This is a genomic window from Sulfobacillus thermosulfidooxidans (assembly GCF_001280565.1).
GTDB lineage: Bacteria > Bacillota > Sulfobacillia > Sulfobacillales > Sulfobacillaceae > Sulfobacillus > Sulfobacillus thermosulfidooxidans_A.
The window spans coordinates 1,945,990-1,971,015 of the sequence record NZ_LGRO01000001.1 but is presented as its reverse complement, the minus strand read 5'-3'; the positions used below and the strand labels follow the sequence as shown (position 1 = coordinate 1,971,015).

At 49.1% G+C, this 25,026-nt stretch carries 22 protein-coding genes and 1 other annotated feature; of the genes, 18 read left to right on the top strand and 4 right to left on the bottom strand.

Annotated elements, in window-relative coordinates; all coding sequences use genetic code 11:
- Nucleotides 1-2: 2 nt before the first annotated feature.
- Nucleotides 3-1,223: a molybdopterin molybdotransferase MoeA gene (locus AOA63_RS09725; protein ID WP_053959516.1), complete on the bottom strand. Its 1,221-nt coding sequence runs from the start codon at nt 1,221-1,223 to the stop codon at nt 3-5.
- A 218-nt stretch (nt 1,224-1,441) separates the two neighbouring features.
- On the opposite strand from AOA63_RS09725, the gene AOA63_RS09720 reads away from it, so the two are divergent.
- From AOA63_RS09720 to AOA63_RS09700, 5 genes are all read left to right on the top strand, one after another.
- Nucleotides 1,442-2,233 (top strand): type III pantothenate kinase, encoded by a 792-nt coding sequence (locus tag AOA63_RS09720; RefSeq protein WP_171822675.1) that lies wholly within the window; start codon nt 1,442-1,444, stop codon nt 2,231-2,233.
- Between the two features lie 83 nt (nt 2,234-2,316).
- Complete coding sequence (locus tag AOA63_RS09715) at nt 2,317-3,633, top strand: hypothetical protein (RefSeq protein ID WP_053959515.1); 1,317 nt, start codon at nt 2,317-2,319, stop codon at nt 3,631-3,633.
- 281 nt (nt 3,634-3,914) lie between these two features.
- On the top strand, nt 3,915-4,862 hold the full coding sequence (locus tag AOA63_RS09710; RefSeq protein ID WP_053959514.1) for an AAA family ATPase: 948 nt from the start codon (nt 3,915-3,917) through the stop codon (nt 4,860-4,862).
- A complete protein-coding gene (locus tag AOA63_RS09705; RefSeq protein WP_053959513.1) occupies nt 4,859-6,064 on the top strand; it encodes a DUF58 domain-containing protein in 1,206 nt (401 codons plus the stop codon). The genes AOA63_RS09710 and AOA63_RS09705 overlap by 4 nt, the downstream gene beginning before the upstream one ends.
- Nucleotides 6,036-7,121: a hypothetical protein gene (locus tag AOA63_RS09700; RefSeq protein WP_053959512.1), complete on the top strand. Its 1,086-nt coding sequence runs from the start codon at nt 6,036-6,038 to the stop codon at nt 7,119-7,121. Before AOA63_RS09705 ends, AOA63_RS09700 begins: the two co-directional genes overlap by 29 nt.
- Nucleotides 7,122-7,170: 49 nt before the next feature.
- Here AOA63_RS09700 and AOA63_RS09695 read toward each other — a convergent pair whose 3' ends face one another.
- Nucleotides 7,171-8,529: a dihydrolipoyl dehydrogenase family protein gene (locus tag AOA63_RS09695; RefSeq protein WP_053959511.1), complete on the bottom strand. Its 1,359-nt coding sequence runs from the start codon at nt 8,527-8,529 to the stop codon at nt 7,171-7,173.
- A gap of 339 nt (nt 8,530-8,868) precedes the next feature.
- Between AOA63_RS09695 and AOA63_RS09690 the strand changes: the two genes are divergently transcribed.
- The 8 genes from AOA63_RS09690 (at nt 8,869) to AOA63_RS09655 (ending at nt 16,093) form a co-directional block, all read left to right on the top strand.
- A complete protein-coding gene (locus AOA63_RS09690; protein WP_053959510.1) occupies nt 8,869-9,699 on the top strand; it encodes an NAD(P)H-hydrate epimerase in 831 nt (276 codons plus the stop codon).
- Between the two features lie 56 nt (nt 9,700-9,755).
- Nucleotides 9,756-10,742, top strand: a complete 987-nt coding sequence (gene dusB, locus AOA63_RS09685) for a tRNA dihydrouridine synthase DusB (RefSeq protein ID WP_053959509.1) — start codon at nt 9,756-9,758, stop codon at nt 10,740-10,742.
- Nucleotides 10,733-11,278 (top strand): helix-turn-helix domain-containing protein, encoded by a 546-nt coding sequence (locus tag AOA63_RS09680; RefSeq protein WP_053959508.1) that lies wholly within the window; start codon nt 10,733-10,735, stop codon nt 11,276-11,278. Before dusB ends, AOA63_RS09680 begins: the two co-directional genes overlap by 10 nt.
- A gap of 120 nt (nt 11,279-11,398) precedes the next feature.
- A complete protein-coding gene (gene greA / locus AOA63_RS09675) occupies nt 11,399-11,872 on the top strand; it encodes a transcription elongation factor GreA (RefSeq protein WP_020374378.1) in 474 nt (157 codons plus the stop codon).
- Nucleotides 11,873-11,891: 19 nt separating this feature from the next.
- A complete protein-coding gene (gene lysS / locus AOA63_RS09670) occupies nt 11,892-13,379 on the top strand; it encodes a lysine--tRNA ligase (RefSeq protein WP_053959507.1) in 1,488 nt (495 codons plus the stop codon).
- 77 nt (nt 13,380-13,456) lie between these two features.
- Nucleotides 13,457-14,353 carry a hypothetical protein gene (locus AOA63_RS09665; RefSeq protein WP_053959506.1) on the top strand — a complete coding sequence of 299 codons (897 nt, stop codon included), beginning with the start codon at nt 13,457-13,459 and terminating at the stop codon, nt 14,351-14,353.
- A gap of 52 nt (nt 14,354-14,405) precedes the next feature.
- Complete coding sequence (locus AOA63_RS09660) at nt 14,406-14,747, top strand: SCP2 sterol-binding domain-containing protein (protein ID WP_053959505.1); 342 nt, start codon at nt 14,406-14,408, stop codon at nt 14,745-14,747.
- Nucleotides 14,748-14,749: 2 nt separating this feature from the next.
- Nucleotides 14,750-16,093, top strand: a complete 1,344-nt coding sequence (locus tag AOA63_RS09655; RefSeq protein WP_053959504.1) for an APC family permease — start codon at nt 14,750-14,752, stop codon at nt 16,091-16,093.
- Here the strand turns inward: AOA63_RS09655 and AOA63_RS09650 are convergent.
- Together AOA63_RS09650 and AOA63_RS09645 are read right to left on the bottom strand one after the other, a co-directional pair.
- Nucleotides 16,053-17,369, bottom strand: coding sequence for a HAMP domain-containing sensor histidine kinase (locus AOA63_RS09650; RefSeq protein WP_053959503.1), 1,317 nt, complete (start codon nt 17,367-17,369; stop codon nt 16,053-16,055). The genes AOA63_RS09655 and AOA63_RS09650 overlap by 41 nt on opposite strands.
- A complete protein-coding gene (locus tag AOA63_RS09645) occupies nt 17,366-18,049 on the bottom strand; it encodes a response regulator transcription factor (RefSeq protein ID WP_053959502.1) in 684 nt (227 codons plus the stop codon). Before AOA63_RS09645 ends, AOA63_RS09650 begins: the two co-directional genes overlap by 4 nt.
- 171 nt (nt 18,050-18,220) lie before the next feature.
- Here AOA63_RS09645 and AOA63_RS09640 point away from each other — a divergent pair, with 171 nt between their 5' ends.
- From AOA63_RS09640 to AOA63_RS09620, 5 genes are all read left to right on the top strand, one after another.
- On the top strand, nt 18,221-19,360 hold the full coding sequence (locus AOA63_RS09640) for a glycosyl hydrolase family 18 protein (RefSeq protein WP_053959501.1): 1,140 nt from the start codon (nt 18,221-18,223) through the stop codon (nt 19,358-19,360).
- Nucleotides 19,361-19,534: 174 nt separating this feature from the next.
- Nucleotides 19,535-20,108: a sequence feature (16S ribosomal RNA rRNA prediction is too short), on the top strand.
- Nucleotides 20,109-20,126: 18 nt separating this feature from the next.
- Nucleotides 20,127-20,621: a transposase gene (locus tag AOA63_RS09635; protein ID WP_278277067.1), complete on the top strand. Its 495-nt coding sequence runs from the start codon at nt 20,127-20,129 to the stop codon at nt 20,619-20,621.
- 23 nt (nt 20,622-20,644) lie between these two features.
- On the top strand, nt 20,645-21,793 hold the full coding sequence (locus AOA63_RS09630; RefSeq protein WP_053959500.1) for an RNA-guided endonuclease InsQ/TnpB family protein: 1,149 nt from the start codon (nt 20,645-20,647) through the stop codon (nt 21,791-21,793).
- Nucleotides 21,794-22,260: 467 nt separating this feature from the next.
- Nucleotides 22,261-23,328, top strand: coding sequence for a hypothetical protein (locus AOA63_RS09625; protein WP_053960668.1), 1,068 nt, complete (start codon nt 22,261-22,263; stop codon nt 23,326-23,328).
- A complete protein-coding gene (locus tag AOA63_RS09620; protein ID WP_053959499.1) occupies nt 23,325-25,013 on the top strand; it encodes a redoxin domain-containing protein in 1,689 nt (562 codons plus the stop codon). Before AOA63_RS09625 ends, AOA63_RS09620 begins: the two co-directional genes overlap by 4 nt.
- The last annotated feature ends 13 nt before the right edge of the window (nt 25,014-25,026 follow it).

The following is a 25,026-nucleotide window of genomic DNA, read 5'->3' as shown; positions in this document are numbered from 1 at the left end:
GGCTATGCATCAGCAGGAATTAACATCACCGGGAGTTTGTCACCAGCTTGGTATGGCCCTGAATTTTCAGCGACGATCATGAGTGCTTCAACGCCAATCCAAGAAGTTTGTACTGCAGAATCTTGTTTGCTGTAAGGCCATACGTAAACTTGGTCTCCCTTTTGCACCAGGCGGCTCCGAACATAATGACGACGATCGTGAATCTCCGTAAAGGACTCATACAACGGGAGGGATAGAACCGTGCGCTGCCACTGATGCACGTTCATCATTTCGCGGATGACCGGACGCACGAAAAGCTCAAATGTGACGAGTGCTGACACTGGATTGCCCGGCAATCCGAAAAAGGGATGACCATGAAGATGACCAAACGTGACGGGTTTCCCCGGTTTCATATTTACGCGCCACAAATCTAAGGAGCCTTCTTCCGATAAGACATCCTTAACCCAATCAAAATCACCTACAGAGACACCTCCCGAACTCAGAATGATATCTTGTGCGGCTGCTTCGAGAAACTTCGCTCGGATAGACTCTTTGGTATCTTTGGCTGGGGAGAGCACCAAAGGTTCTCCTCCGGCCGCGAGAACGGCGGCGGCCAGCGCATAACTGTTCGAATTGCGGATTTGCCCGGGCCCTAGAGGAGAACCTGGTTCGATTAACTCATCGCCAGTAGAAACGATCGCGACCGTGGGTCGTTGATAAACGCGGACCGTGGCGATCCCTAAGGTCGCCAGAATACCAATAATGGGAGGTTTTATCGGCTGACCAGCATGAAGGACGATGTCGCCTCGGCGAATATCTTGTCCTTGAGGTCGGACATTTTGACCGGAACGCACAGGTGCTAAAGCGAATATCTGATTATCCGACAACTTCTTGGTCCATTCCACTTGGATAACGGCATCCGCACCCGGAGGTAATGGGGCTCCCGTCATGATTTTATAGGCCTCGCCGTGGTTCACGGGCTGATAGGATGGATGACCGGCTGCGATCGTTCCTTTGACTGTGAGGGCGATGGGATTATTAGCGTGCGCATTTTGGACATCCTGTGACAAAATCGCATATCCATCCATCGAACTGTTGGTGAAGCCTGGGATATCTTCGTCGCTCCGAATTTCTTCGGCTAATACTCGTCCTAATGCCTGAAGCAATGGCACACGTTCTGTGGGCATTACAGGAGGGAGATGCGACAATATCCGTTGTTGGGCTTCTTCAACCGTCATTAGCATAAAGTATTTTCATCCTTCCTCTTGGGTTAAGTCTGATGAGGCTCCTGAGATCTTTATCGCCATCTCACAGCAAACGTTCATATCATGAACGGGGCTCATTGATATTTAGCCTCATTGTAGCAAACTGCTTTTGTTTTCCAAGCATTATTCTGTACAAGTGTAGATGAGGATGGTATTGTCATCGGAAGGAAATAAGTCGCGGGAAGGAGCGGATCAGGGTGGATTCGCCTAGACGATTTGTGGACTATTTATTAGCCATTGACATCGGCAATACCCACATCAAAGTGGGATTATATCATCATGGTCAATGGCAGGAAGAGTGGCGTTTATCAACAGATCCCAAACGCACAGCCGATGAATATCGCATTCCTTTAAAGAGTTTCTTGCAAGATGTTTTGGTGGAACAAGTCGATCAAGTGGTGATGGCTTCGGTCGTGCCGTTATTAACGCCTGTGTTCCACCGGGTTGCTCGCAGTTTATCAGACGCTCCACCCTTAGATGTGACTCCTCCAGGTTATGGATTAAAAGTTCAGTATACACCACCCGATTCTCTAGGGGCAGACCGCTTTGTCAACGCATTAGGCGCCTGGCGCAAATATCGCATGAATTTGGTAGTCGTTGATGTCGGCACGACCGCAACAGTGGATGCGGTCTCCCATGATGGGGTCTTTCTCGGGGGAACTATAGCACCGGGACCTCATTTTTTAGCTCAGGCATTAGCCCAAGGCACTGCTCGCTTACCGCTAATTCCCCCAGCGATTCCCGACAAACTGTTGGGCCAAAATACCCAGGAAGCCATTGCCATTGGAGTCGGGCATGGATTTATTGGGATGGTTAATGAATTGATTATCCGCACATGGCAGGTATTAGGTGAGAAAGCTCCCGTTATTTTGACCGGAGGATGGGCCAACCGGATTATGAGCCATTTGCCCTGCGAAGCAAAGTATGAACCGATGCTGACTTTAGATGGCTTGCGTTATGCGGCGGAGTATCATTTTCAGCGCAGCTAGTTATGGAAGAAGACTTAGAGCGGGAAAGAGTTGTATCGTCTTGGTCGTGGTCAACATAAGATGGGCCATGAGGAGATGATGCCATGAAGCGGTATGTTGGACGACGAAAACGTCTTCAGCCGTCCCAAGACGATCAGCTTGGCGATGTGACAGCGAAAAAAGACACCATTAAGCAAGCTTTTGTAAAACTTCTGGCGGAACGTGCCCCAGCCGCAATGATTTGGCATGATCTTGCACCTCATCACAGTTTTCAATGGCCCGAATGGTCCCAAAATGCATTTTCCAAAGAACGAAAAGAGTGGTTGGCCCTCTCTCAATTAACGATGACCAGTGATGATGCGGAAGTAAGGCACTGGGGGCGTTTTGCACGTCTGGCGGCGAATCGGATTGCCCAAGGAGCGTGGCAATCCCCTCTAGCTCCCTGGCATACCTTGCGTTCGGCGTTTTTCACATTATGGCTATTAGATATTCAAGGTCAAGATATTGCGTGGGAGCGGGTATGCTCTCACGCGGCAGATTGGCTTCACAGCTTGACAGAGCAACGCGGAGGCGATGTTTTTGCCCGGGCGCAACTTCGCGGTGAAGCGGATGATTTCCAACGCTGGCTTGGGATGGTCGCGGCAACTCAAGATGGAGTCGGTCAAGTGGTCGCGTCGCTTGCGGCAGCCGTAGACGATTATGTGGCTCAAATTGATCAACGGGATATGTGTCCGGTTGATGTTCCCTGGGCGACCAGTGCGCATGTCAATGCATGGGAATGGCATAACCGGAGAATACTTTATGAAATTCCTGGTTTTACTCCTGTTCCGGTCATGTCAATAAAATGGCTAACAGAGCATTTTCCTTCGGCAATCTTTCCAGCAGACACGAATGAACGGATTCCACAATATGTCCTGGTTCCTGCTTTAGATCGTTCCAGTTGGGTTCGGTTCACGCCAGAGCCTACCGTGTTTTTTGGACCTAATGCCCAAGGCTCAATTATTTTAAGTCAATTATATTTACGGTGGGTTCAGCAATATCGGTACGATCGCGTTAGCTTCGTTTTAACGCCGTCACCAATTTTTGAAAGTGTCCTCTATGTTTTGGTAACCTATCTTCCTGAGGAGACTTCTAAAGCTTTGAGTCTATGGAAGCAAAGGTGGCGAAATCTGGTCGATGCCCTAGCTCTGGCGGATGCATGGATGTGGCTAGAAGGGGCCGAACCAAAGAGAGCCCAGGAATGGCTGAAATCCCTTTTAGGCGATGACCGGGCTACCGCGTGGGTCCTTCGGTTAAAGACTGATCCCAGTCACTTCTTAGTGGTCCATGATTTGGCGGAGCACATTTTAGAAGAGAGCAAGGGGATGGGGTATGAGTGGGCGGGATTTGCCCGGGGCCCTATTGATTATCTTTTGCCTTAGATTTCTTCAGGTGAAGTCCAAGCGAAGGGACTAAAGGCCAGAGATTGCGGGAGAAGCACTGAGATAGGCCCCAGGAATGGATCCTTGGATGAATTCTCCGGTTTTATCCCTTCCAGAATCGTGTAGCCGAAGGAAAGAGATTCAGCGTATACTCCTCAACTCTCTTTCAGAATAAGACGCGGGAACGACAGAGATTTGCGGTGCATTCTGATAAAGCCTGTCCGAGTCCAGAACGGTCATGGTAAAATAAGTCGGAATTGACAAATAAGGAGAAGAATTCTATGACCCCGGCGAATTTATTGGACACGTTGGAAGAGGTCGTCATTGGCAAGCGCCAACAAGCGTTGTGGCTACTCGTTGCGCTTGTCGCTGGAGGTCACGTTCTTATCGAAGATGTTCCGGGTGTTGCGAAAACCCGCTTGGTGAAAGCGTTGGCCCAATTGCTTCGGTTGTCGTTTTCCCGCATTCAGGCGACCCCTGATTTGTTACCTTCGGATATTACGGGGGCTATGGTATACGAACCCTCTATCCAAAGCTTACAGTTTAGGCCAGGGCCCATCTTTCATCAGATGGTTCTCGTCGATGAAATTAATCGGGCTACGCCACGCTCACAATCTGCGCTACTTGAAAGCATGGAAGAATCGCAAGTGAGTGTAGACGGGACGACCTATCCATTGCCCGAGCCCTTTATGCTCGTGGCGACAGCCAATCCGGTGGAAATGGCGGGCACGTTTCCTTTGCCTGAGGCGCAAAAAGACCGGTTTTTACTCTCATTTGCCATGGGTTATCCAACCTTGGAAGAAGAACAGCAAATGGCTTACCAATTATCACACGCTGATCCGCTCAATAATCTTGTTCCGGACATCTCTGCGGATGATGTTCTGGCTTGGCGCCAAGAGGCTGATTCCGTGCAGGTGAGCCGTCCCATTAATGATTACATTGTGGGATTAGTTCGGGCAACAAGAAGCCATCCTCAAATATTGCTTGGAGCATCGCCTCGCGCTGTGGTGCAATGGATTCGGGCCTTGAAGGCTTATGCCTGGATAAAGGGACAAACCTTTTGTACGCCGGATGACGTGCAAGCCTTAATGCCGGTCATATTAGGGCACCGTCTGATTATCCAAGGAGGACCTAGACAAAATGTGTTCGATGAGCGGCAACGCGTAATGCGTGAGATTTTAAAGGAAATTCAAGACAGTGTAGTTGTACCGGTTGAAAGCCTGTCATGATTTGGACAACGTGGTCGTCTCGAGGAATTCAGATTATCGCCGTCATACTTTTTCTCGCTGGAGTGCTCACACAGGAGTTTCTGATTGTCACCACCGCCATATTTATCTTGATTGCTTTGTTTTTAGCCAACTATATGGCTCTCCAAGCGTTTAGACATTTGCATATATCTAGTGACAGACAGCACATTACTGTGGAAAGTGGCGAGACCTTCCATTGGTCTGCAGTCATTGCCAATCCTTTGAATATTGCTGCCGGGCGCATTCAGTTACGGCAAGATATTCCCACTGGGTTTAGTCAATCTGCCCCCGAATTGAAAGCTGAATTCGTCTTAGGACCTCATCAGCAGGCCCGTGTGGACATGGTGCTCGTGTCTGAAAATCGGGGCCGTTGGATTTTTCCACCGATGGATTTTTATCAAACGGATTTACTAGGATGGACGGATATTGCTACACAAAAGACGTCACCGGTGATGGTAACGGTGTGGCCTAAACGGATTACCTTGCCAGCGGACTTTTGGCGATCGGCCCGTGCCATGGGCGATATTAAAGGGCAACGCTGGGATGAACCTGATCCATCTTTATATGTAGGAATTCGCCGATACCAGCCTGGGGATCCGCTGAAATGGGTTCACCCATACGCGTCAATGCGGATGCGAGAAATTATGATTAAAGAAATTGACCATACACGTTCATTTCACGTGGAAGTTATCTGTCACCCGTTAAGTCATTTACAGTCGTGGTATGGGATTGACCGGGAGGCCGTGGAAGATTGTTTTGTTTTGGCGGCAAGCGCGGTGGAATCGGCTTTGAATCAGGACTTTGCTTGTGGTTTAACGATTTCGTGTCCATTACCGGGTTATGGGCATGGAGTATCTCTTCCACCCGTAATCGGCCAGAGTGTCATAGCGGAATACCTGACAAATTTGGCATGGGCGATACCCTCAGGATCGTTGTCGTCGAATTTGGAAATGTTAATGAACCAAATTATCTTGCGCAATGATCTGCCCGGATTGATTGTTGTCGTATCTCCGTTATGGGATCCCGTGTTGTCACCCTATTTACGACTTTTGGCGGAAAAGGGCTATGTCATTGGATGGCTGACAACCAGCTCCGAGGCTCATTGTGATTACGATGTGGATATCCGGTGGCAATGGAAAAAAGGACGGGAGATTTATGCTCAACATATGGCCCGCGTTATTTGATTTAACCTGGATTTTAACGGCTCAGTGGCTCGTGAATCACAACGTCTTTGCAATGACCGCATTAGTGGGCCTTTATCTTGTTATGCGCGTAGTTCCGCCAGGTAATCGCCAACGACTCGCCGTTATCGTCTTCTTAGGGATTGCTGCCGCCTTCGGTTCCGTGTTGGGGGTGATTTTGGGGTTGATTACCGTAGGCCTCGTCTCCTTGCAACATCATGATCCTCACAACCGCCGTTACGCCTATATTTTAGGGTTGGTAGCGTGGACCATTTTCATTGTGGCGGAACCTCATGATCAGTTTTTTCCCTATCTTCTTCTGGTGATGGCCATTGGTGGACTCATTATTGGTGATTGGCGGAAAGATACGGAGACCACAACCATGGCAATTCTGGGCATTGCTCTCGTTGGGGCCTTAATTATTGCTATCCTGTTGTGGTTAATTCCGTGGGACTATGTGGTTTCTCACGTCGTTGGGGCCATTGGCGGCATCATTGTGGCATTGCTTTTAACCATCATGCCCAAACTTAAATTGCGGCATAAAGCGAACACCTCTTCGACCATGCAAGGATTGCATAACCTCCATGCGCATCTCAAAGGGCATAGTGCGATGGGATCCGATGTGTTGATGGCATTAATCGGATTTGGCATCATTATGATTGTGTTGTGGGTTTTACGCCGCAGGCACTATGAGATGGGCACATTATCGCGTCGTGATGAGGCGATTACGGTGAAACTGGAAAATATCCATGTGCCCAAAAAATCTTTATGGCAGAGAGAATCTTTGACCCCAGTCCGATTATTCGTCAGACGTCAACTTAAAAAAGCGCAACATCACGGACGTGCAAAGCCCCAGGGAATGACATTCCGCCAATGGATCAGGAAAGAATTGAATAACCGGGAAGTGGCCGATGAAATTGCCCAGATTTATGAAGGAATTCGCTATGGATTGGAACCCGACACGAAGATCTTGAGTAAACGGTTACAAGGACTATGGAATGATCACAAATCTGAGCTGCCAGTTCGTCCTAAGAAAGAAATAGATGAAAGAAATAGATGAGGGAACACGGTGTGACCACGATATGTAACATATTATGGGTGTAGCGAGCTTACACCATATAGGGAATATCGGATGCTCCTGTGGGATACGCGAAGGGCATGTGGCGAAGTTCAGTCCGGGTGATGCCGCTTCTCATCGCCAGTGCGAAAATATTAATGAGTTCTTCTGCATGGGGGCCTAATACATGGGCACCGATAATTTTGTCGGTATCGCTATCAATGAGCACTTTAAAGGCCGAGAGGGGACTGAGAATCCGCTTAGACGAGAACCAAGAGGTGGTATCGGCCGTCAGCACCTGCAATGCATATCCTTTGGCCCGGGCCTCTTCTTCGAGCATTCCGACCCGCGCCAGTGCAGGATTGGTGTAAACAATCGTGGGAATTGCAAAGTAATCTAACGGTGCCACATGGTTACCTAAGAGGTGGGCAGCCAAAAAGTTGCCCTCCATCACGGCGACGGGAGTCAGTGGCAGACCTGGGGTGTCTGCAGCATCTCCAGCAGCATAAACATGTGCATTGCCAACACTTTGCAATTCCGTATTCACAGCTACACCGCGTAAGGTCACGGGAACATGAGCACGTTCTAGATGGAGGTGCGATAAATGGGGTATCCGTCCCGCCCCATGTACGACGCGGTCGGCGGTAAATGATGATTGGACATTGTGAAATGTATCGAGTGTGTGTACAATTTGTTGTCCGGACACCCCTTCGATGGATGTGACTTCTGTGTTCAAGTGAATGTCGATGCCTTTAGCCAGCGAATGCCGCTGTAATTGTTCCACCATTTGGGGATCAAATCCCGGCAAGATTTGCGGTCCGCGGTGTAAAATGGTCACCTGTGATCCCGCACTGCGGGCAATATGGGCAAATTCTAGGGAAATATAACCGCCACCAATGAAAATTAAACGTTTAGGCAGAACGTCCCAATTTAAGAACTCATCACTGGTATGGATTTTTCCTGAAATCGGCATATTTAGCGGGGCAGGTATAGATCCTGTTGCAATCAGAATATGTTCGGCTTCCACTTCAGTTTTACCAATCACCAGTGATTGTTCTCCTGTAAACCGCACCGAGCCTTGATATGAGGTAATGCCAATAGAGTGTAACCAAGTTTCAATGTGCTGGGGAACTGGATCAGTAAATGTTCGTTTAAAATCTATCAGTTGTGCCCAATTTATTTGCCCGGCTGCATCCAGCATATGCTTAGTGAAAAATCTGCGCGAAATCTCTGCGACCTCAGCTGCACCCACGAGAACCTTTTTAGGATCGCATCCTCGCTGAGCACAGGTTCCGCCAAAAGGCAGTTCATCGGCGATGCCGACGGTCCAACCTGCCTGGCGACACTGTTCCGCGACCGTTGTCCCCGCAGACCCCGTTCCGATAACGAACAAATCAAATCGTTGTGTCACAATGAATAGCTCCTTCCTCACCCTAAAATTCTCCTAAGGATTTCTTGCACATGTTTTGAGGTCGTTTGAAATGTGAGAAGAACATTATTCCAGACGCGCTATGACCTCGTTGGAATTGACCATATCACGGACGGACTTTGCCATCTGCAATCTACTTCACAAAGAGATTGGGGTTGCCGGGTGCACAATAGTCCTGATGAAATCGAGAGTTTATTACTTCGATTGGGGTGGTTCTATTCATGATTTACGCCAGAGGATATCATCGGATCATACCTGGCAGATTCGCCACAGAATACGGAAAACTCCTGAACATCACTACCGACAGGAGGATTACACATCATGGATGAAGGCACGCGATTTTACACATGGGCCGTGACGCAGTGGGTTCCTGCGATTACGAGCACTGAAATGAAATATGTTGATGATGCGCTCTTTGAAATGGGGTATGATTTGCGACAATTAATGGAAAATGCGGGGGCTGCTATGGCATCTGTGGCAGCTCATTACATGGCGGAAAATCTCGCAGGAAAAAAGATTGTCGTTCTGTGTGGCCATGGACACAATGGTGGAGGAGGGATGGTTGCGGCCCGGCGTCTTCATATTTATGGTGCGGATATCGCAGTCCTTGTACCGGACGGGACCTTAAAACCTGTAACATTGCACCAATGGCGACTGCTTGAGAATATGGGGGTGCCTGTGAGTCACATTTCGTGTGTCGATGAGCAAAGTCGGCAAGCAATTACCGGAGCGGATTTGGTGATTGACGCGTTAGTCGGATATGGTCTTAAGGGACCACTGACCGGCGTTGTGGCGGAGATGGTCAATGCAGTGGGAACAGTTAATCACCCCGTCATATCCTTGGACGTCCCATCGGGCTTATCGAGCGATGGAGAAATTCTCAACGGGGTCATCATTAAAGCGAGTGCCACCTTGACTTTGGCCCTACCGAAAAAAGGATTAGTTATGCCGTGGGCTCAAGAATATGTGGGTGCTCTGTATTTGTCGGATATTGGCGTGCCCGGGGATTTGTATCGGGATATGGGATTGCCGCCCATGGCACCAATTTTTAAGGGGACACCCTACATACCTTTGACCGACATCAAAACGGGAGAATCTTCCATTGATGGCCCAAAGAGTCAGACGGTAGAACAGAGAGACAGCAAGACATAAGGGATAATATCTTGTGGTATAATAATTGGGCAATTTTTAAAGAGAGGTGATACACGGTGCAAATCGGAACAATGACCATTGATCCTCCGGTGCTGCTTGCTCCGATGGCGGGAGTATCAAACCGTTCTTACCGGGCCATTGCACGCAAGCAGGGGGCGACATTGTGTATCACTGAAATGGTCAATGCCAATGCCCTACTGCATAAAAGTGCTAAAAGTTTTTGGCTCATGGAAATGGATCCCGGAGAAAGCCCTGTGGGCATTCAAATCGCAGGATCCGATCCTGAATTAATGGCGGAAGCTGCACGTCAAGCTGAACAGCAGGGTTGTGATTTGATCGATATTAATATGGGTTGCCCCGCACCAAAGGTTGTCAAAAATGGTGACGGGTCTGCGTTGTTAAATGATGCCCCGAACGCTGTGGCTGTTGTTCGTGAGGTCGTATCCGCGGTTCATATTCCCGTTACCGTAAAAATGCGTGCGGGATGGGACCATAACACAATCACGGCCCCGTCATTAGCCGAGGAATTTGAACGCGTCGGCGCTAAAGCGATAGCAATTCATGCCCGGACCCGGGACGATTTGTATGTGCGCCCGGCTAACTGGGATTTTATTCGGCAAGTGAAAGAACGAGTCAGTATACCTGTCATTGGCAATGGTGATATTCGAACACCGGAAGATGCCGTGCGGATGATGGAGCTTACGGGAGCCGATGGAGTCATGATCGGACGAGCCTCGTTTGGAGATCCGTGGATTTTCAAGCGCATTACCGAATATGTGCGTACGGGTCATCATTTAGAACCTCCCAGTGCGGAAGAACGCGCTGAAATGGCGTTGTACCATGTGCGTCGGATGGTGGAGATTAAAGGGGAAAGTGTGGGAATTCGGGAGATGCGTAAACAATTAACTTGGTATCTCCATGGCACGCCCGGGTCGAGTGCCTACCGCAACCGGTGTTATGCGCTCAATACGTTGGAAGACGCTGAAAACCTCATAAACGAGTGGTTGGATCACGCCAGAAATGAGGATCTTTCGTGGATTTGATCCGTGTGGGCGATAAAGTGATTAGCTTATCACGAATAGCCAATGTTACGGAGCAAATTCTTTTGGCCAGGTCCCAAGGCATGTCGCAACAGGATGTGGCCAAAAAATTTGCTGTTGACCGTTCCTTTGTCTCCCGCCTTGAAACATTGGGGGAATTACGCAAGGGACGGTCTATTGCGGTTATTGGTTTTCCCATTGCGAACCCCGACGAAGTTCGGGCATTATGCCAGGAATTAGGGGTAGAATTATGTTGGGTCATGACTAATCAAGAACGCTGGGAATATGCGCAAAGTCGTAATGGGATCGAACTTGTAAATGAAATTATGGATTTAGCCAATAGATTTCGTCAATTTGACGTGGTGATTTTATTGGCGTCCAATGCCCGGGTTCGGTTGATGGCTGCCCTATTGGATAGTCGCACTGTGATTCCCTTGGTCTTAGGAGAAACCCCTCTCAGTACCGATGTGGTTGTGGATATTGCTGCACTCAAACGAACGATTCTGACAGTGATCGATTCGCCGGAGAATAAAAAATGAGGGCTATAACCATTGCGCTCGACTGATAAATGTATATAATAGGTCCACATAGCATAGATAGCCAATTTCTGTCGTAGGATTCAATAGCAAGCTCTTATTAGAAGAAAGCGGGGAATCGTTTTGAGCGATAAAGAGTTGCTAGTATCTGAAGAAGGACTGAAAAAATTAGAAAGCGAGCTGGAGTATCTCAAAACGGTACGGCGCCATGAAATTTCGGAGCGTATCAAGACGGCTCGCGAATTTGGCGATATCTCGGAGAATTCCGAGTATGAGGACGCCAAAAATGAGCAGGCTTTTGTAGAAGGACGAATTCAAACCATTGAGAAAATGCTTCGCCAAGCCAAAGTGGTCAATAGCGATAATGCGGATCCAACGGCGGTACACATTGGGTCTGTGGTGACGGTCAAAGATTTGGAAGAAGATTTTGAAGAGGAGTATACAGTTGTAGGGGCAGCAGAAGCTGATCCGAATAAAAACCACATTTCCAATGAATCCCCCGTGGGGAAAGCCTTGATGGGCGCCAAGGTCGGACAGATTGTTGAAGTGAGTGCACCTGTTGGAAAAATTCGTATGCAGGTTATGAAGATATCGTAAGAGCTGTGGAGGTTATATTTTGGCAGAAGATAGTTTTGATCCCCGCGCCGTTCGAATTAGCAAACTAGAAGCGCTTAAGGCGCGGGGAGTGAATCCCTATGAGCCGACTCGCTTTGATGCCACAGCCTTCAGCCAAGAGATCAAAGAACATTATGAACAGTGGGAAGGTCAACGCGTACGGGTAGCAGGACGGATCATGGCAATCCGTACCCACGGTCGAGCAATGTTCTTAGATTTGGTTGATCAACAAGGCAAAATACAATGTCATTTGCGAGAAGATATTGTTGGGGAAAACGCATTTGCGTTAACGGAATTTATGGATCTTGGCGACATCGTCGGGGTGGAAGGAACGGTCTTTAAGACCCGCCGGGGCGAGGTGACCATTGAAGTTCGTCAATATCAATTTTTAAGTAAAAGTTTGCTCGATCTTCCGGACAAACGCCATGGTTTGACCAATGTTGACTTGAGATACCGTCAGCGTTATGTGGATTTACTGGTGAATCCTGAAGTGCGCGAAGTCTTCAACATTCGCAGCAAAACGATCACCTATATTCGCCAATTTTTGGCGGAGCGGGATTTTGTCGAAGTGGAGACCCCCGTCTTATTGCCCATAGCAGGCGGTACCGAAGCTCGCCCTTTTGTGACCCATCACAATGCCTTGGATATGACGTTATATTTGCGCATTGCCTTGGAACTTCATCTCAAACGGCTCATTGTCGGCGGATTTGACCGGGTCTATGAAATCGGCCGGGTGTTTCGCAATGAAGGCATTTCAACGAAACACAATCCAGAGTTTACCATGCTGGAATTGTATCAAGCCTATACCGATTATCAAGGCATTATGGAATTGGTTGAATCGCTTTTGTCCTATTTAGTTACAAGAATTAAGGGACAAGCCGTCATCGAATATCAAGGACAACAGCTTGATTTTACGCCGCCGTTTGCTCGTGTCGACATGGTTGAGCGTCTGTACGAAAAAACTGGTGTGCGTTGGGAGAGTATTGTCAGTACGGAAGATGCTCACCAATTTGCGAAAAAGCTAGGGATTGCTGTTGATCCCCGCTTTGATCGTTCTCAGGTTATGGACAAGATTGTTGGACAAGTTGTCGAGCCCGATTTGATCCAACCAACATTTTTATGGCACCATCCCGTCGATATTTCGCCATTAGCGAAACGGGATCCAAAAAATCCATTGCTGACGGAGCGTTTTGAACTATTTGTGGCAGGTCGTGAACTCGCCAATGCTTTTTCAGAGTTGAATGATCCCTTAGATCAGCGTGAACGGTTTATGCGGCAACAAGAACAACGACGGCAAGGGAATGATGAAGTCCCTCCCTTAGACGAAGATTTCCTGAATGCTTTGGAACATGGGATGCCGCCTACGGGGGGATTGGGAATCGGAATTGATCGGCTGGTGATGTTATTAACAGACAGTCCATCCATTCGTGATGTCATTCTTTTTCCCACCATGCGTCCATTAACGCCGGGCTCTATGCCAGAACCTTAGGCTAGGAATCATCGGCAAAAGACGATAAGATAGCTGTGTACAAATTTGTGCACAGCTATTTTTTTGGGAGGGTTCGGATGAAACACGTGGTAAGTGTGAGCCTTGGTAGTGCGGCGCGTGATCATGACACCGAACTTGAAATTTTTGGCGAAAAGGTTCATGTCAGTCGGCGTGGAACCAATGGCGATCTCGAGCGTGCCCGGGAAATGATCCATGAACTCGACAATCATGTGGATGCTATTGGATTAGGCGGCATTGATCGCTATTTAGTGGTTAACGGGCAACGCTATGAGATTGAAGATGCTAAACGTTTAGCATCCGTAGCCCAGGCAACCCCAGTGGTGGATGGCAGCGGAGTGAAGGCAATATGGGAATATGATGTTATCAATCAACTCACTCAGCATCAGATAATCCATCCGCCAATGAAGGTTCTATTAGTCTCCGCTCTGGACCGTTTTGGTATGGCGCGAGCATTTTACGAAAATGGGTTTGAGACGGTTGCGGGCGATTTTATCTTTGCGAGTCATATTGACTACCCTATTCGTTCCTTAGCCGAACTAGAGAAATTTGCCCGACGCCTTTTACCAGATTTGACAAAGATGCCCTTTTCTATGCTTTACCCCACTGGACGGGAACAAGAGCAAATTTCTGGGGATAGCACCTACCACCATTATTTTGCGGATGCCGATATTATTGCTGGGGATTTTCACTTTATTCGCCGTCACTTGCCACAAAATCTTTCGGGCAAGCTAATGATAACAAACACGACCACGAGCCAAGACCGTGATTTATTAAAAGAACGCAGTCTTAAGGCACTTATCACGACCACGCCGGTGTTATACGGCAGAAGTTTTGGCACCAATGTGATTGAAGCAGCCATTGTCGCCGTGACTGGAGTACATCCTGAAGACAGCGAATGGGCCAAAACGATCCTCGATGCCGGATTACGGTATGACTTCACACGGTTCGATTAGCAGTTCGTGACAACGACGCATTGTGGCGACAATATGCAAGGGAGTAGAAACAATGAGTATGCTAACGACTTTCGAAGACTTTGCGCGTGCATGTAACGAAAATGAACGGTTAAGGCAAATGAACCGAGACTGGAGCCGGACGATTGTTATTGAGACGACGGATAGTCAACAGTTGTATTGGCTTAGAAGTCAAAAGGGTGTCATTGAAGCTGGGGAAGGTGATATTCCCGATGCCGACATGCATATCGAAGGGACCGAGGACATTATTCAGGCCGTATTTTCGGGCCAGATGAGTCCGACCGAACCGTATAATGCCGGAGATTTATTAGTTAAGGGCCATCAAGATGACCTGATGCGTCTTGATATTATTACGTTATTAATTTGGGGGGAGTAACAATGGCCAGGCGCCAGGTGCTGCCCTTACGGACAGCGGTCTCGACCAGTGCGGGTCTTGCGTCTGCGGCAATCAATTTCCTTGCCTGCGTGGAAGTTGCGGAATATGCGGGCGGACCTTCGGCATGGATCGCCTTATTGGTGGCCGGAGCCCTGATTGTTTTTTCTGCCAGCAATTTCGCAGAATTAAGTGGTCTTTATCCTTCGGCCGCCGCGATTCGGGTATGGACCCGGCGTGGACTTAATGATTCGTTATCATTGATTATCTCGTTGGTCTATGCCCTAACTGTGATTTTCGTTATTGCCGCCGATGCCTTTGTGCTAGCTAACGCCTTTCATGCGGGTATTCCCCAGATTCCCGGATGGTTATGGATTGTCGTCTTGCTGTTGGTAATCGTAATGGCCAACTTACGCGGAATCCAGATTGCAGGCCGTATTCAAGATGCCAACGCGCTGTTGTTGTTGGCGACCTTGAGCATCATCAGTATTGTGATTTTAGATAAAGTGCCCTTGCCTCCTGTATCAAAGTTTTTGCACGTGGGCCCGGGAATTTTTCAAAGTATTGCTTTGGGTGTGTTTATTTATGTGGGTTTTGAATGGGTCACCCCGTTAGCCGAGGAATTTTCTGATGCACGGGCGATACCGCGTGGCATGTATATCGCTTTGGGCTTGATTGCCATAGCGTTCGCCTTGTTTACTGTGGCGTTAACAATAATTTTTCCGAGAACTGAACAACTAAAGACCACAGTGATTCCTCAATTGTTGGCGGGGCAGAAGGCACTGGGAGCTATCGGATTTTGGTGGATGCTTTTTGTCACTATGACGACAGCGATGACCACATTTAATGGGGGTCTATTCACAGCATCCCGCTTTGTGTACGCTTTGGCGCGAGAGAAGTCCCTGCCCAAAGTCTTTGCGCATTTAAACGATCGTTGGGTTCCGTCTTATGCGTTGATGACTTTGGCCGGTTTATCCCTCGTGCTGGCTTTGGTGATTTTTGCTACGGGACAATACACCATATTGATTAACGCGGGAGCAGGTGTCGAAGGACTGATTTATGCACTATCGGCGTTGTTGGTTATACGGTTGCGGCATAAAGAGCCTACTCGTGTGCGCCCGTTTCACGCACTTGGGGTGCCTTGGCTAACCGCTGCCGTGGGAGTCGTCTTTTTGTTCCTCGGGGTGGGAGCCCTTATGACGTCATCTTCACAGGTTCCTTGGCCTTTAGTGTTTGTCGGCCTGCTGGTGATTCTGACTTCCCTTTATGTTTATAGGGTGGTTCCGCAATTAAAAACGAAAAACCCTGCTAAGCCGATGAAGCGGGTGCGCGAAGAAACCATAGAGTAAATGTGGTGCCCTCTTCTCCTGTTTCCAAGGTAATATATCCTTTTTGTGAGCGCATCAAGGCTTCGGCAATACTTAAACCAAGACCCGTGCCGCTCTTTCCCCGGCCATTTTGGCCGCGGTAAAAGCGGGTGAAAATGTGCGGGATGTCTTCTTCAGGAATGCCAGGACCATGATCGCGTATAGCAATCCCGTAGCGTTCTCCTTGCGGTAAAACCGTAATCTCGATGGTCCCTCCATCTGGGCTGTACTTGACGGCGTTTTCAAGAACCGCCCACAAGGCTCGTCTAGCGAAGGGTTCATGAATCAAGACGGCCGCTTGTCCAGGATCGTGAAGGAGGATGTGCAAACTCGGATTCAAGGCCCGTGCATCTTCACTGGCATCTTCCAATAAGGTGCGAAGAGAATGCGGTTGTAATTGAGCTGGCCCTTCGTTGCGCACGTGTTCTAAGGTTAAGAGATCGCCCACGAGGGTAATCATTTCGGAGACGGCCCGATCCATAGCGGTTAGGCTGTCCTCTTCCGTGGCCCGGTCAATACTATCCCAGTTGCGTAAAATATCGAGATTACCTCGAATAACTTCGAGGGGCGTTCGCAATTGATGGGCAGCATCGGCTAGCAAAGTGCGGTCTCTTTGCCAACGAGCTTCCAAGGTTTGCACCAGCTCCGATAACAACCGTGCGAGCTGACTAAACTCGTCATCGGTTCGGGACGGATTCTCGACAGGAAGAAATTGATTTGTGGATAACATGTGTTCTACGGAACGGGTCATGCGTTTGACCGGCTCCAACACCCGGTGCGTTGTCCATCGTCCTAGCAAGACACCTCCCGCGGCGGCAGCAATGCCGACTATTGTCATCACCAGAATGAGATCGCCCAATAAATCCAAGTCAGGTTTCAATGGCCAATCAATGACATAAGTGAGATGTGCGTGATATTCAACTAAACGCAGCGATATGGGTTCACGAGCTAAGCCTCCTATTAAGGGCCCAATGGGACGAGGAGCCGTGTTAGGAGAGCGCAAGATCACATGACCATGCTGCAGGATCCAAATATGTGGATCGACCGATCGGGTATATTCATGCACAATTACACTTAGCGTATTGCCGTGGGCCTGTTTGAGACCAGCATATACGCTCAAAGCGTCCGAGGCGGCCGCATCATATAAGTGAAAGCTGACTGCCAAAATGGTGATGACAGCAAAGACAACCACTAGGCTGACGATGGCCCCTCCGGTTTGGATGGTAAAACGGGTGCGAAGACTACGTGGGAAATTCACGACGGATTCTCGTATTTCAAGACATAACCCACTCCACGAATTGTCACTAAATTGAGTTCATCGGTGGGTAATCCGATTTTCTGCCGGAGATACCCGACATAGACATCCACAATATTTGAGGCTCCGGAATATCCCCATCCCCAGACGCGATCAAGAATCATATCCCGGGTTAGAGTGATACCCACATTTTGCATAAAGTACTGTAAGAGGTCAAATTCTCGCCGCGTGAGTTCAATGGGATTATTGTTCAAGCGGACCTCGTGCCGCATCGGATACAGCTCAAGCGGTCCGACTTTAAGGGTATCATCTTGATGAAAAACGTTTGCAGGTCTTCGGGTGAGGGCGCGCATGCGCGCTAATAATTCCATGGTCGCAAAGGGTTTCACCAGATAATCATCGGCACCGGCATCTAGCCCCCGAACACGGTCAACGACTGCATCGCGCGCCGTTAAAATTAATATCGGGGTATCTGACACTTGACGAAGAGATTGACACACTTTGATACCATCAATATCGGGAAGCATTAAGTCTAAAATCACGACGTCATAATTCCCTCCAATGGCTTCAGATAGTCCATCACGGCCTTTATTGCACCAGTGAACATCCCATCCGGCATGACGAAGTTCTAATGTAATAAGACGGGCAACGCGGTCGTCATCTTCGATGAGCAAGGTGTGCAATCCATTCCCATCCTTTCCTATCTCAAGCCGTGTCCGTTGACAGGGCGAGTGCCTTTATAAAGATGCGTTCAAAGGGGAGGCACGGCTTTTAAGTTTATTATAACGAAATACCTGTCTATTTCGGGAGCTTGTGGCATAGGTATTACGTACGATGGTGGGGGAGGATCTTCTATGATTCGCGATAAAGGAATTCGACATGCCTATAACCGACGCCCCTTGGTTGTGGTGACAGCGATATTTCTCGTCATTGCTTTGATTGGGGGATTGATTTATGGCCAAAACAGTCGCGTCATAGCAAGCTGGGATCGCCTTTTGCTACATCCCGCCGAAGCTTCTATAGCATTGACGACAACGGGTCCCAGGCCTCAGAAAACCACTCAAAATTCAGGACCTTCGGATGGACTGCCTCCAGGAATGGTTTTAGGATATTTTTATGATCCGGGAAACCAGGGGAATGCGACCGCCATGCTTCAGCATTATCTCCCGTTTTTAACGGGTATTATTCCATTTTGGTATACGATTAATGCGAATGGGTATATTAGTGGTCAAACCAATCCGGCGGTCTTGCAAATAGCACGCCAACATCACTTGTGGACATTTGCGTTAGTTGAAAATATGGCTGGGCAATCTGTGTTTGGACCCTTGTTGAGTAATCCGGTGGCGAGTCAAAGAGCTATTGAGAATATGTTAACACTCGTTGAAGATAATGGTTATGATGGGGTGAATTTGGATTGGGAAGGGATGGCTCCTTCGGAGCAAGAGGATTTTACTCAATTTGTTGCGCATTTGTCGCAAGTCTTCCATCGTCATGGGTATTATGTCACACTCAGTTTGCCCGCAGAGACCAGTTACCAACCCACGAGCTCTTGGACGGGAGCCTATAATTACCCCGCTTTAGCCAAAAGTGCAGATTTGTTAATGATTATGGCTTATGACGAACATTGGGCAGGAGGTAGTCCTGGGCCTATTGCGTCCCCGTCATGGGTTAAAGCTGTCTTGAATTACACAATATCGGTGGTTCCTCCAAGTAAAGTGATTTTAGGGATTCCCGGGTACGGATACGATTGGAGTAATTCCGGCGCGATTGCGTTATCTTATGGGCAAGCCCAATCATTGGAACAACAATATACCCATGAAACAGGGAAAAATCATTTTGTTTATGTGCAAAATGGCGCAGTTCATTCGGTTTGGTTCGAGGATACGCAAAGTTTGCTATCGAAAATCCAGTTGGTTTCGGGATACGAATTGCGTGGTATTGCTCTGTGGCGCTTAGGTATTGAAGATCCCAAGATCTGGGACTTTTTGCAATGATAAAAAGTGTCAGGATCCTCTTGTTTTTCGCATAAGGCCATGGTATTATATCAAAGCTGTCCGACAGGGCAGCACGGCCACGAGGTGAAGACCTCGGGTAGTCGGTCCTTGAAAACTATATCGTCATGGTGAAGATGAGATTAGACGGTATCAATGATGTCAGCAGATAAACGAGTCATGGAGAGTTTGATCCTGGCTCAGGACGAACGCTGGCGGCGTGCGTAATACATGCAAGTCGAGCGGACCTTCGGGTCAGCGGCGGACGGGTGAGGAACACGTGAGTCATCGGGCTGTGAGTGGGGGATATCGGGCCGAAAGGCGCGGCAATCCCGCATACGTTCCGGGGAACCGGAAGAAAGCTTGGCAACAGGCGCTCACAGGGGAGCTCGCGGCCCATTAGCTAGTTGGGGGGGTAACGGCCTCCCAAGGCGACGATGGGTAGCCGGCCTGAGAGGGTGAACGGCCACACTGGGACTGAGACACGGCCCAGACTCCTACGGGAGGCAGCAGTAGGGAATCTTCCACAATGGGCGCAAGCCTGATGGAGCAACGCCGCGTGAGTGAAGACGGCCTTCGGGTTGTAAAGCTCTGTCTGTCGGGACGAAGACCGGCCCGCGAGGGCCGGGGAGCCGGTACCGACGGAGGAAGCCCCTGCAAACTACGTGCCAGCAGCCGCGGTAAGACGTAGGGGGCAAGCGTTGTCCGGAATTACCGCCACGATGCCCCCGAACCGGCTACCACCACGGTATACCGGGTCCATCCCACCATTGGGGCAGTCGATGCGCAACGCGTGCAGGCGGCACAGGACCGGGCGGCGACGTTTGTCTTAATCACCAATCTGCCGGCCTCCTCCTTTGATGCCCGCCGATTACTCGAAGAATACAAAGGCCAGACGGTCATCGAACACCGTTTTCGCTTTGTAAAAGACCCGGCCTTTGTGGATGCGCTCTATGTGCACAAGCCGGAACGGGTGGAAGCCCTAGGTTATGTGCTCTTGCTCGCCGCGTTGGTGCTCAGTCTCATCGAACGTCGGGCCCGGCAGGCCCCGCCCCTTCCCACGCCGACTCGCGGTCTGTTGGCGCGGCCCACCGGGCAGGAGGTGTTACATCATCTGCGCGGACTGATTGTCGTGCCGCTGGATGCCCAGACCCGTCAACTCTTTGTTCCGGCGGTTCATACCCAATCGGTGGCGGCCATTTTGGCCGCATTAGGTTTTACGGACACGATTTACACGCAGGTGCCCCCTAGACCCTCGGGATAAATTCCACGGCTTTCACCCATCACGTGCGGAAGAGGAGTAATAACAAACACGCTACCTATTTTGCCAAAGCCTGTGGCGTAGCTCGGTTTGCCTACAACTGGGGGCTTGCACAGTGGAAGCGCCAATATGAGGCCGGTGAAAAACCCACGCAAGCTTCCCTTCGTCGGCAACTGAATGCCATCAAGCGTGAACAGTTCCCGTGGATGCTCGAAGTCACGAAAAACGCGCCACAAATGGCTTTGATTCACCTCGGTAATGCGTTCCAACGGTTTTTTCGAGGGGATGCGAAGTCTCCAACCTTCAAACAGAAAGGCGTTCATGACAGTTTCACGCTCACGAATGATCAGGTTGCCGTCAGTGACAAGCGTATACGTATTCCCCATCTCGGATGGGGACGAATGCGAGAAACCTTGCGGTTCTCTGGCACGATCATGTCTGCCACCATTTCCCGAAAAGCAGACAAATGGTATGTCAGTATCACGGTAGACACGGAAGAGACGCCGGCGATGTGCGAAAACCAAGCGATAGTCGGCGTGGATTTGGGGGTCAACCGATTGGCTACGTTGTCTGACGGAACCTTTGTGACAGGCGCAAAGCCTCACAAGGCCCTTTTGAATCGTTTACGTCGATTGTCCCGTTCGCTATCTCGCAAGCAAAAAGGCTCGAAAAACAGAGCAAAAGCCCAACTCAAATTCGCGAAGCTCCACGCAAAGATCGCCAATATCCGCCACGACGCACTGCATAAGCTCACTACCTGCTTAGTGAATCAATACGGCGTGATTGTCGTCGAAGATTTGAACGTCAAAGGAATGATGGCGAATCATCGTTTGGCAAGAGCTGTGGGAGACAGGGGCTTTCATGAGTTGCGTAGGCAGTTAGCGTATAAGACAGCAATGCGTGGTGGACAACTCATCATTGTGGATCGCTGGTTTGCCTCCAGTAAAATATGTTCAGAGTGTGGGACGAAACAAAAAAATATGCCACTGTCGATACGCGAGTGGACATGCCCGGAGTGTGGAACCCATCATGATCGAGACGTGAATGCTGCAAGGAATCTGATGAAATGGGCCGTGAGTTCCACGGTGACAGCCTGTAGAGAGGACGTAAGACCTGCTATTGCAGAGGCCGCCTCAACGAAGCAGGAATTTAACGTCAAAGCTACCTATGCGTAGATTTGAGTAAGTTTGAAAGAACGGAACAGTACCCTCAATAAAGAGTGGTCAGGTATTTTTCGCTAACAATTAAAAGTATTTCCAGAGAATCAGCCAATGACGGCTGATTCTTGGTTTTTGCTCGTTAAAGTATTGGCCGACTCTATTGAGAATATACAGGATGGCAGATACCAGGATGTTGATTTTAAGCATCATGAGAGCTCTCAGGAAAGGATCCTGCCAACAGATTGACAGTTCTTTTTCGGACTATATTTCCACGGCTTATTCTCGTCATGAGGATAGGTATCGTGAGTTTTGCGATATTTCTCATGTGATGTGATCTGACTCGATTTAGTGCTAAACTTTTGAACCAGAAATCATACTCATGTTTATAGGACTTAGGGTGAATAGTCTAGCAGGGAAAGATGGGTTCTTAAAGCCCATGCATCCCTTTATACAGGAAATTGGGAGGGGATTGAACGGTGAATATGGGCAATCCACTACCCCCGCCGGTGGCGGAGGCAGATTTTTATCGGTTATTCTGGATTCTTGCAATCATCACATTGGCTATTGTTGTCGTGACACTATTGCGACGTCTTCGCCTTCATCATGAACAAGATGTGACTCCGCCTTACCCTGTGGCGTACGAATGGTTGGCCCGGGGACTTGGCGCCTTGTGGCTCTTAGATGGTTTATTACAAGCTCAACCGCTCATGATCACCCGGTTTATTGGGGGCTTTTTAGCACCCTTAATCCAAGGACAACCGGCTTTATTGCGCAGTCTTATCGAGATTGGCGTCCGTCTATGGGGTATTAACCCGGTCATGTGGAATGAATTTGCGACGTGGATACAAATCGATATCGGATTATTGATTCTTTTGGGAAGTATAAACACCTGGCGGCGTGCAGGCTTATGGCTTTCTATCGCTTGGGGTCTAGTGGTGTGGATTGGCGGGGAAGCTATGGGGAGTCTCTTTAGTGGAGGTTCGTGGTTAAGCGGCAGCCCAGGATCGGTCATTTTATATGTGTTATTGGCTATCTTGCTTTTGCTCCCGTCAAGATTTTGGCAATCTTCCGGTCCCACTAAGATCTTTCAATATGGTTTGGCCGGATTATGGGGCTTATCCGCGTTATTGCAAGCATGGCCTGCATCGGGATTTTGGCAAGGCCAAAGTGTGTCCGCTTACGTCTTGAGTATGGCGGAAATGCCACAACCCGGAATCTTTTCAGAACCACTCTATCTATGGGCAAACTCCTTAGCGGCTCATCCAGCTCTTTGGAATGCTGTTCTCGTTATCATCTTTAGTGTTTTGGCCATTTTGTGGATCACCTTGCCGAAATCGGTTTTCACGTGGTGGGTGACTTTTGGTGTAACCTTTGCCACATGGTGGCTTGGGCAAGATTTCGGCGTTTTAGGGGGAATGGGAACCGATCCCAATAGCGGCGTGCTAGTATTATTGTCTTTGGGTGTTTATGCTCGCCTTGCCACGTTGCCCATTTTCGGTCGAAATCTTTTCATGGATTCGACACCGGCGAAAGGGCGAACATTGTCATGAAGAAATCGTACCAAAAATGGGTCTTGTTCGGATTATTGCCTGTAGCGGCCTTTGCAGGATGGGGGCTGTCCCGGATTTATCATAATGCACCCAGTACCCAGTTGACAGCAGCGGCGACAGAAGCCCTGGCGGCCGATGGTATGACTTATGTGAATAAGCCGGCTCCTAATTTTCAATTGTTAAATGCCAAGGGACAACCCATTAGTTTGACCCAGTACCGGGGAAAAGTTGTTGTCCTGACATTTTTTGATCCCGTCTGTTGGTGGGATTGCCCGCTGGAAGCACAAGAATTAGTGGACATGAACCATGTCCTAGGTCCTTTAGCTTCGCATGTACAAATTATTGCGGTGGATGCTAATCCAGAGTTTCACAGTTTAAAGGATATCCAGGCTTTTGATACCGAACATGGGCTGAATTCGGTGCCCAACTTCACATATCTGACCTCGCCTTCAGTCTCCACCTTGTCTCGGGTGTGGCACAATTATTATGAATATGTGCATGTTCCAAAATATGGCATGGTCCAACATGCGGACGTTTTTTGGTTGATTAGTCCCAAAGGGCGCGAAGTCTGGTTGAGTAACCCCACCGCTCAAACCAAATATATTGGTGGAACCGCACAATTGTTGGCCACCTATGTGGCCAAAATGCTTCATCAACCATTGCCTGAATTATCAAGCCCAGGCAATAACCTGGGCCAAGGAGTCTGGCAACCGATTGGACCCTCTTATGCGTTAGTTGGCAATGGACTCACCTCGTGGTCGATTAGTCCCTACCAGGGGTACCGGACCGTAGAGCGATCGCTGACAGGAGGAAGTACCTGGCAAATCGTGACCCCCGAAGCCATGACTCAACGAGGAGGTATTGAGGTCGCACCGACCGGTGTCAACTCAGCATGGGCCTTAGTCGGAGCTTATGGATATCAGGTGGATCCTGTCCTTCGAACCACGAACAACGGGGGTCAAACATGGAGTGCACCTCTGATAATTCCTGGCCCTTTACCGCCTCATGCTCTTCATCCATTGGTGGCGACATCGCAAAATACGGCGTGGGTGATTAGTGACCATGAACTGTTAAATACGACTACGGGTGGTCAAAAATGGGTTGCCGTGGCCCATAATGCGCCCTGGATGCCGGAAACTTCGATAAGTCTACAACCCCATCAAAATCTTTGGCTGGGCGGAGAGATTCACAGCGGTTCCATGGCCTATTTATGGTCGTGGAACAAAAACGCCTTTACCCGGGCGCCATTGCCTGTACCCAAATCTTGGGAGAATCAGAACCTATTAGTTATGGCGCCTACATGGCAAAGTGCCAGCCAGGGGGAAACGGCGATTGTGCGGACAGATCATGGCCAAGAATGGCTAATGTGGGATAGGACAAGCAATGGCGGGAAAACCTGGACAAGAGCTACGGCCCCCTTACAGATTGAGGGCAATCCTTATGCTGCTCTCAGCATCAATGGGAATGCTGGCTATGTATTAACGGCGTCTCATCATATTGATACTTGGACTTGGAACCAAAACACATGGCATGAGGGGATTGCGCATCTACCAACTGGAACTCCTGTGGCGCTAGATGTCGCGAATAATGGCAATGTCATGGTGATGACGCGCCAAGACCAAATGACCATACTTTGGGTCAGTCAAAACCATGGCACGACATGGGTGCCGCATCATTTACCTTAACGCGTGGGAGGTA

Excerpts from the sequence above, each read along its gene's own strand:
- AOA63_RS09725 (WP_053959516.1), bottom strand. The coding sequence starts at position 1,223 with ATGCTAATGACGGTTGAAGAAGCCCAACAACGGATATTGTCGCATCTC.
- AOA63_RS09715 (WP_053959515.1), top strand. The coding sequence starts at position 2,317 with ATGAAGCGGTATGTTGGACGACGAAAACGTCTTCAGCCGTCCCAAGAC.
- AOA63_RS09710 (WP_053959514.1), top strand. The coding sequence starts at position 3,915 with ATGACCCCGGCGAATTTATTGGACACGTTGGAAGAGGTCGTCATTGGC.
- AOA63_RS09705 (WP_053959513.1), top strand. The coding sequence starts at position 4,859 with ATGATTTGGACAACGTGGTCGTCTCGAGGAATTCAGATTATCGCCGTC.
- AOA63_RS09700 (WP_053959512.1), top strand. The coding sequence starts at position 6,036 with ATGCTCAACATATGGCCCGCGTTATTTGATTTAACCTGGATTTTAACG.
- AOA63_RS09690 (WP_053959510.1), top strand. The coding sequence starts at position 8,869 with ATGGATGAAGGCACGCGATTTTACACATGGGCCGTGACGCAGTGGGTT.
- AOA63_RS09665 (WP_053959506.1), top strand. The coding sequence starts at position 13,457 with ATGAAACACGTGGTAAGTGTGAGCCTTGGTAGTGCGGCGCGTGATCAT.
- AOA63_RS09660 (WP_053959505.1), top strand. The coding sequence starts at position 14,406 with ATGAGTATGCTAACGACTTTCGAAGACTTTGCGCGTGCATGTAACGAA.
- AOA63_RS09655 (WP_053959504.1), top strand. The coding sequence starts at position 14,750 with ATGGCCAGGCGCCAGGTGCTGCCCTTACGGACAGCGGTCTCGACCAGT.
- AOA63_RS09640 (WP_053959501.1), top strand. The coding sequence starts at position 18,221 with ATGATTCGCGATAAAGGAATTCGACATGCCTATAACCGACGCCCCTTG.
- AOA63_RS09625 (WP_053960668.1), top strand. The coding sequence starts at position 22,261 with ATGGGCAATCCACTACCCCCGCCGGTGGCGGAGGCAGATTTTTATCGG.
- AOA63_RS09620 (WP_053959499.1), top strand. The coding sequence starts at position 23,325 with ATGAAGAAATCGTACCAAAAATGGGTCTTGTTCGGATTATTGCCTGTA.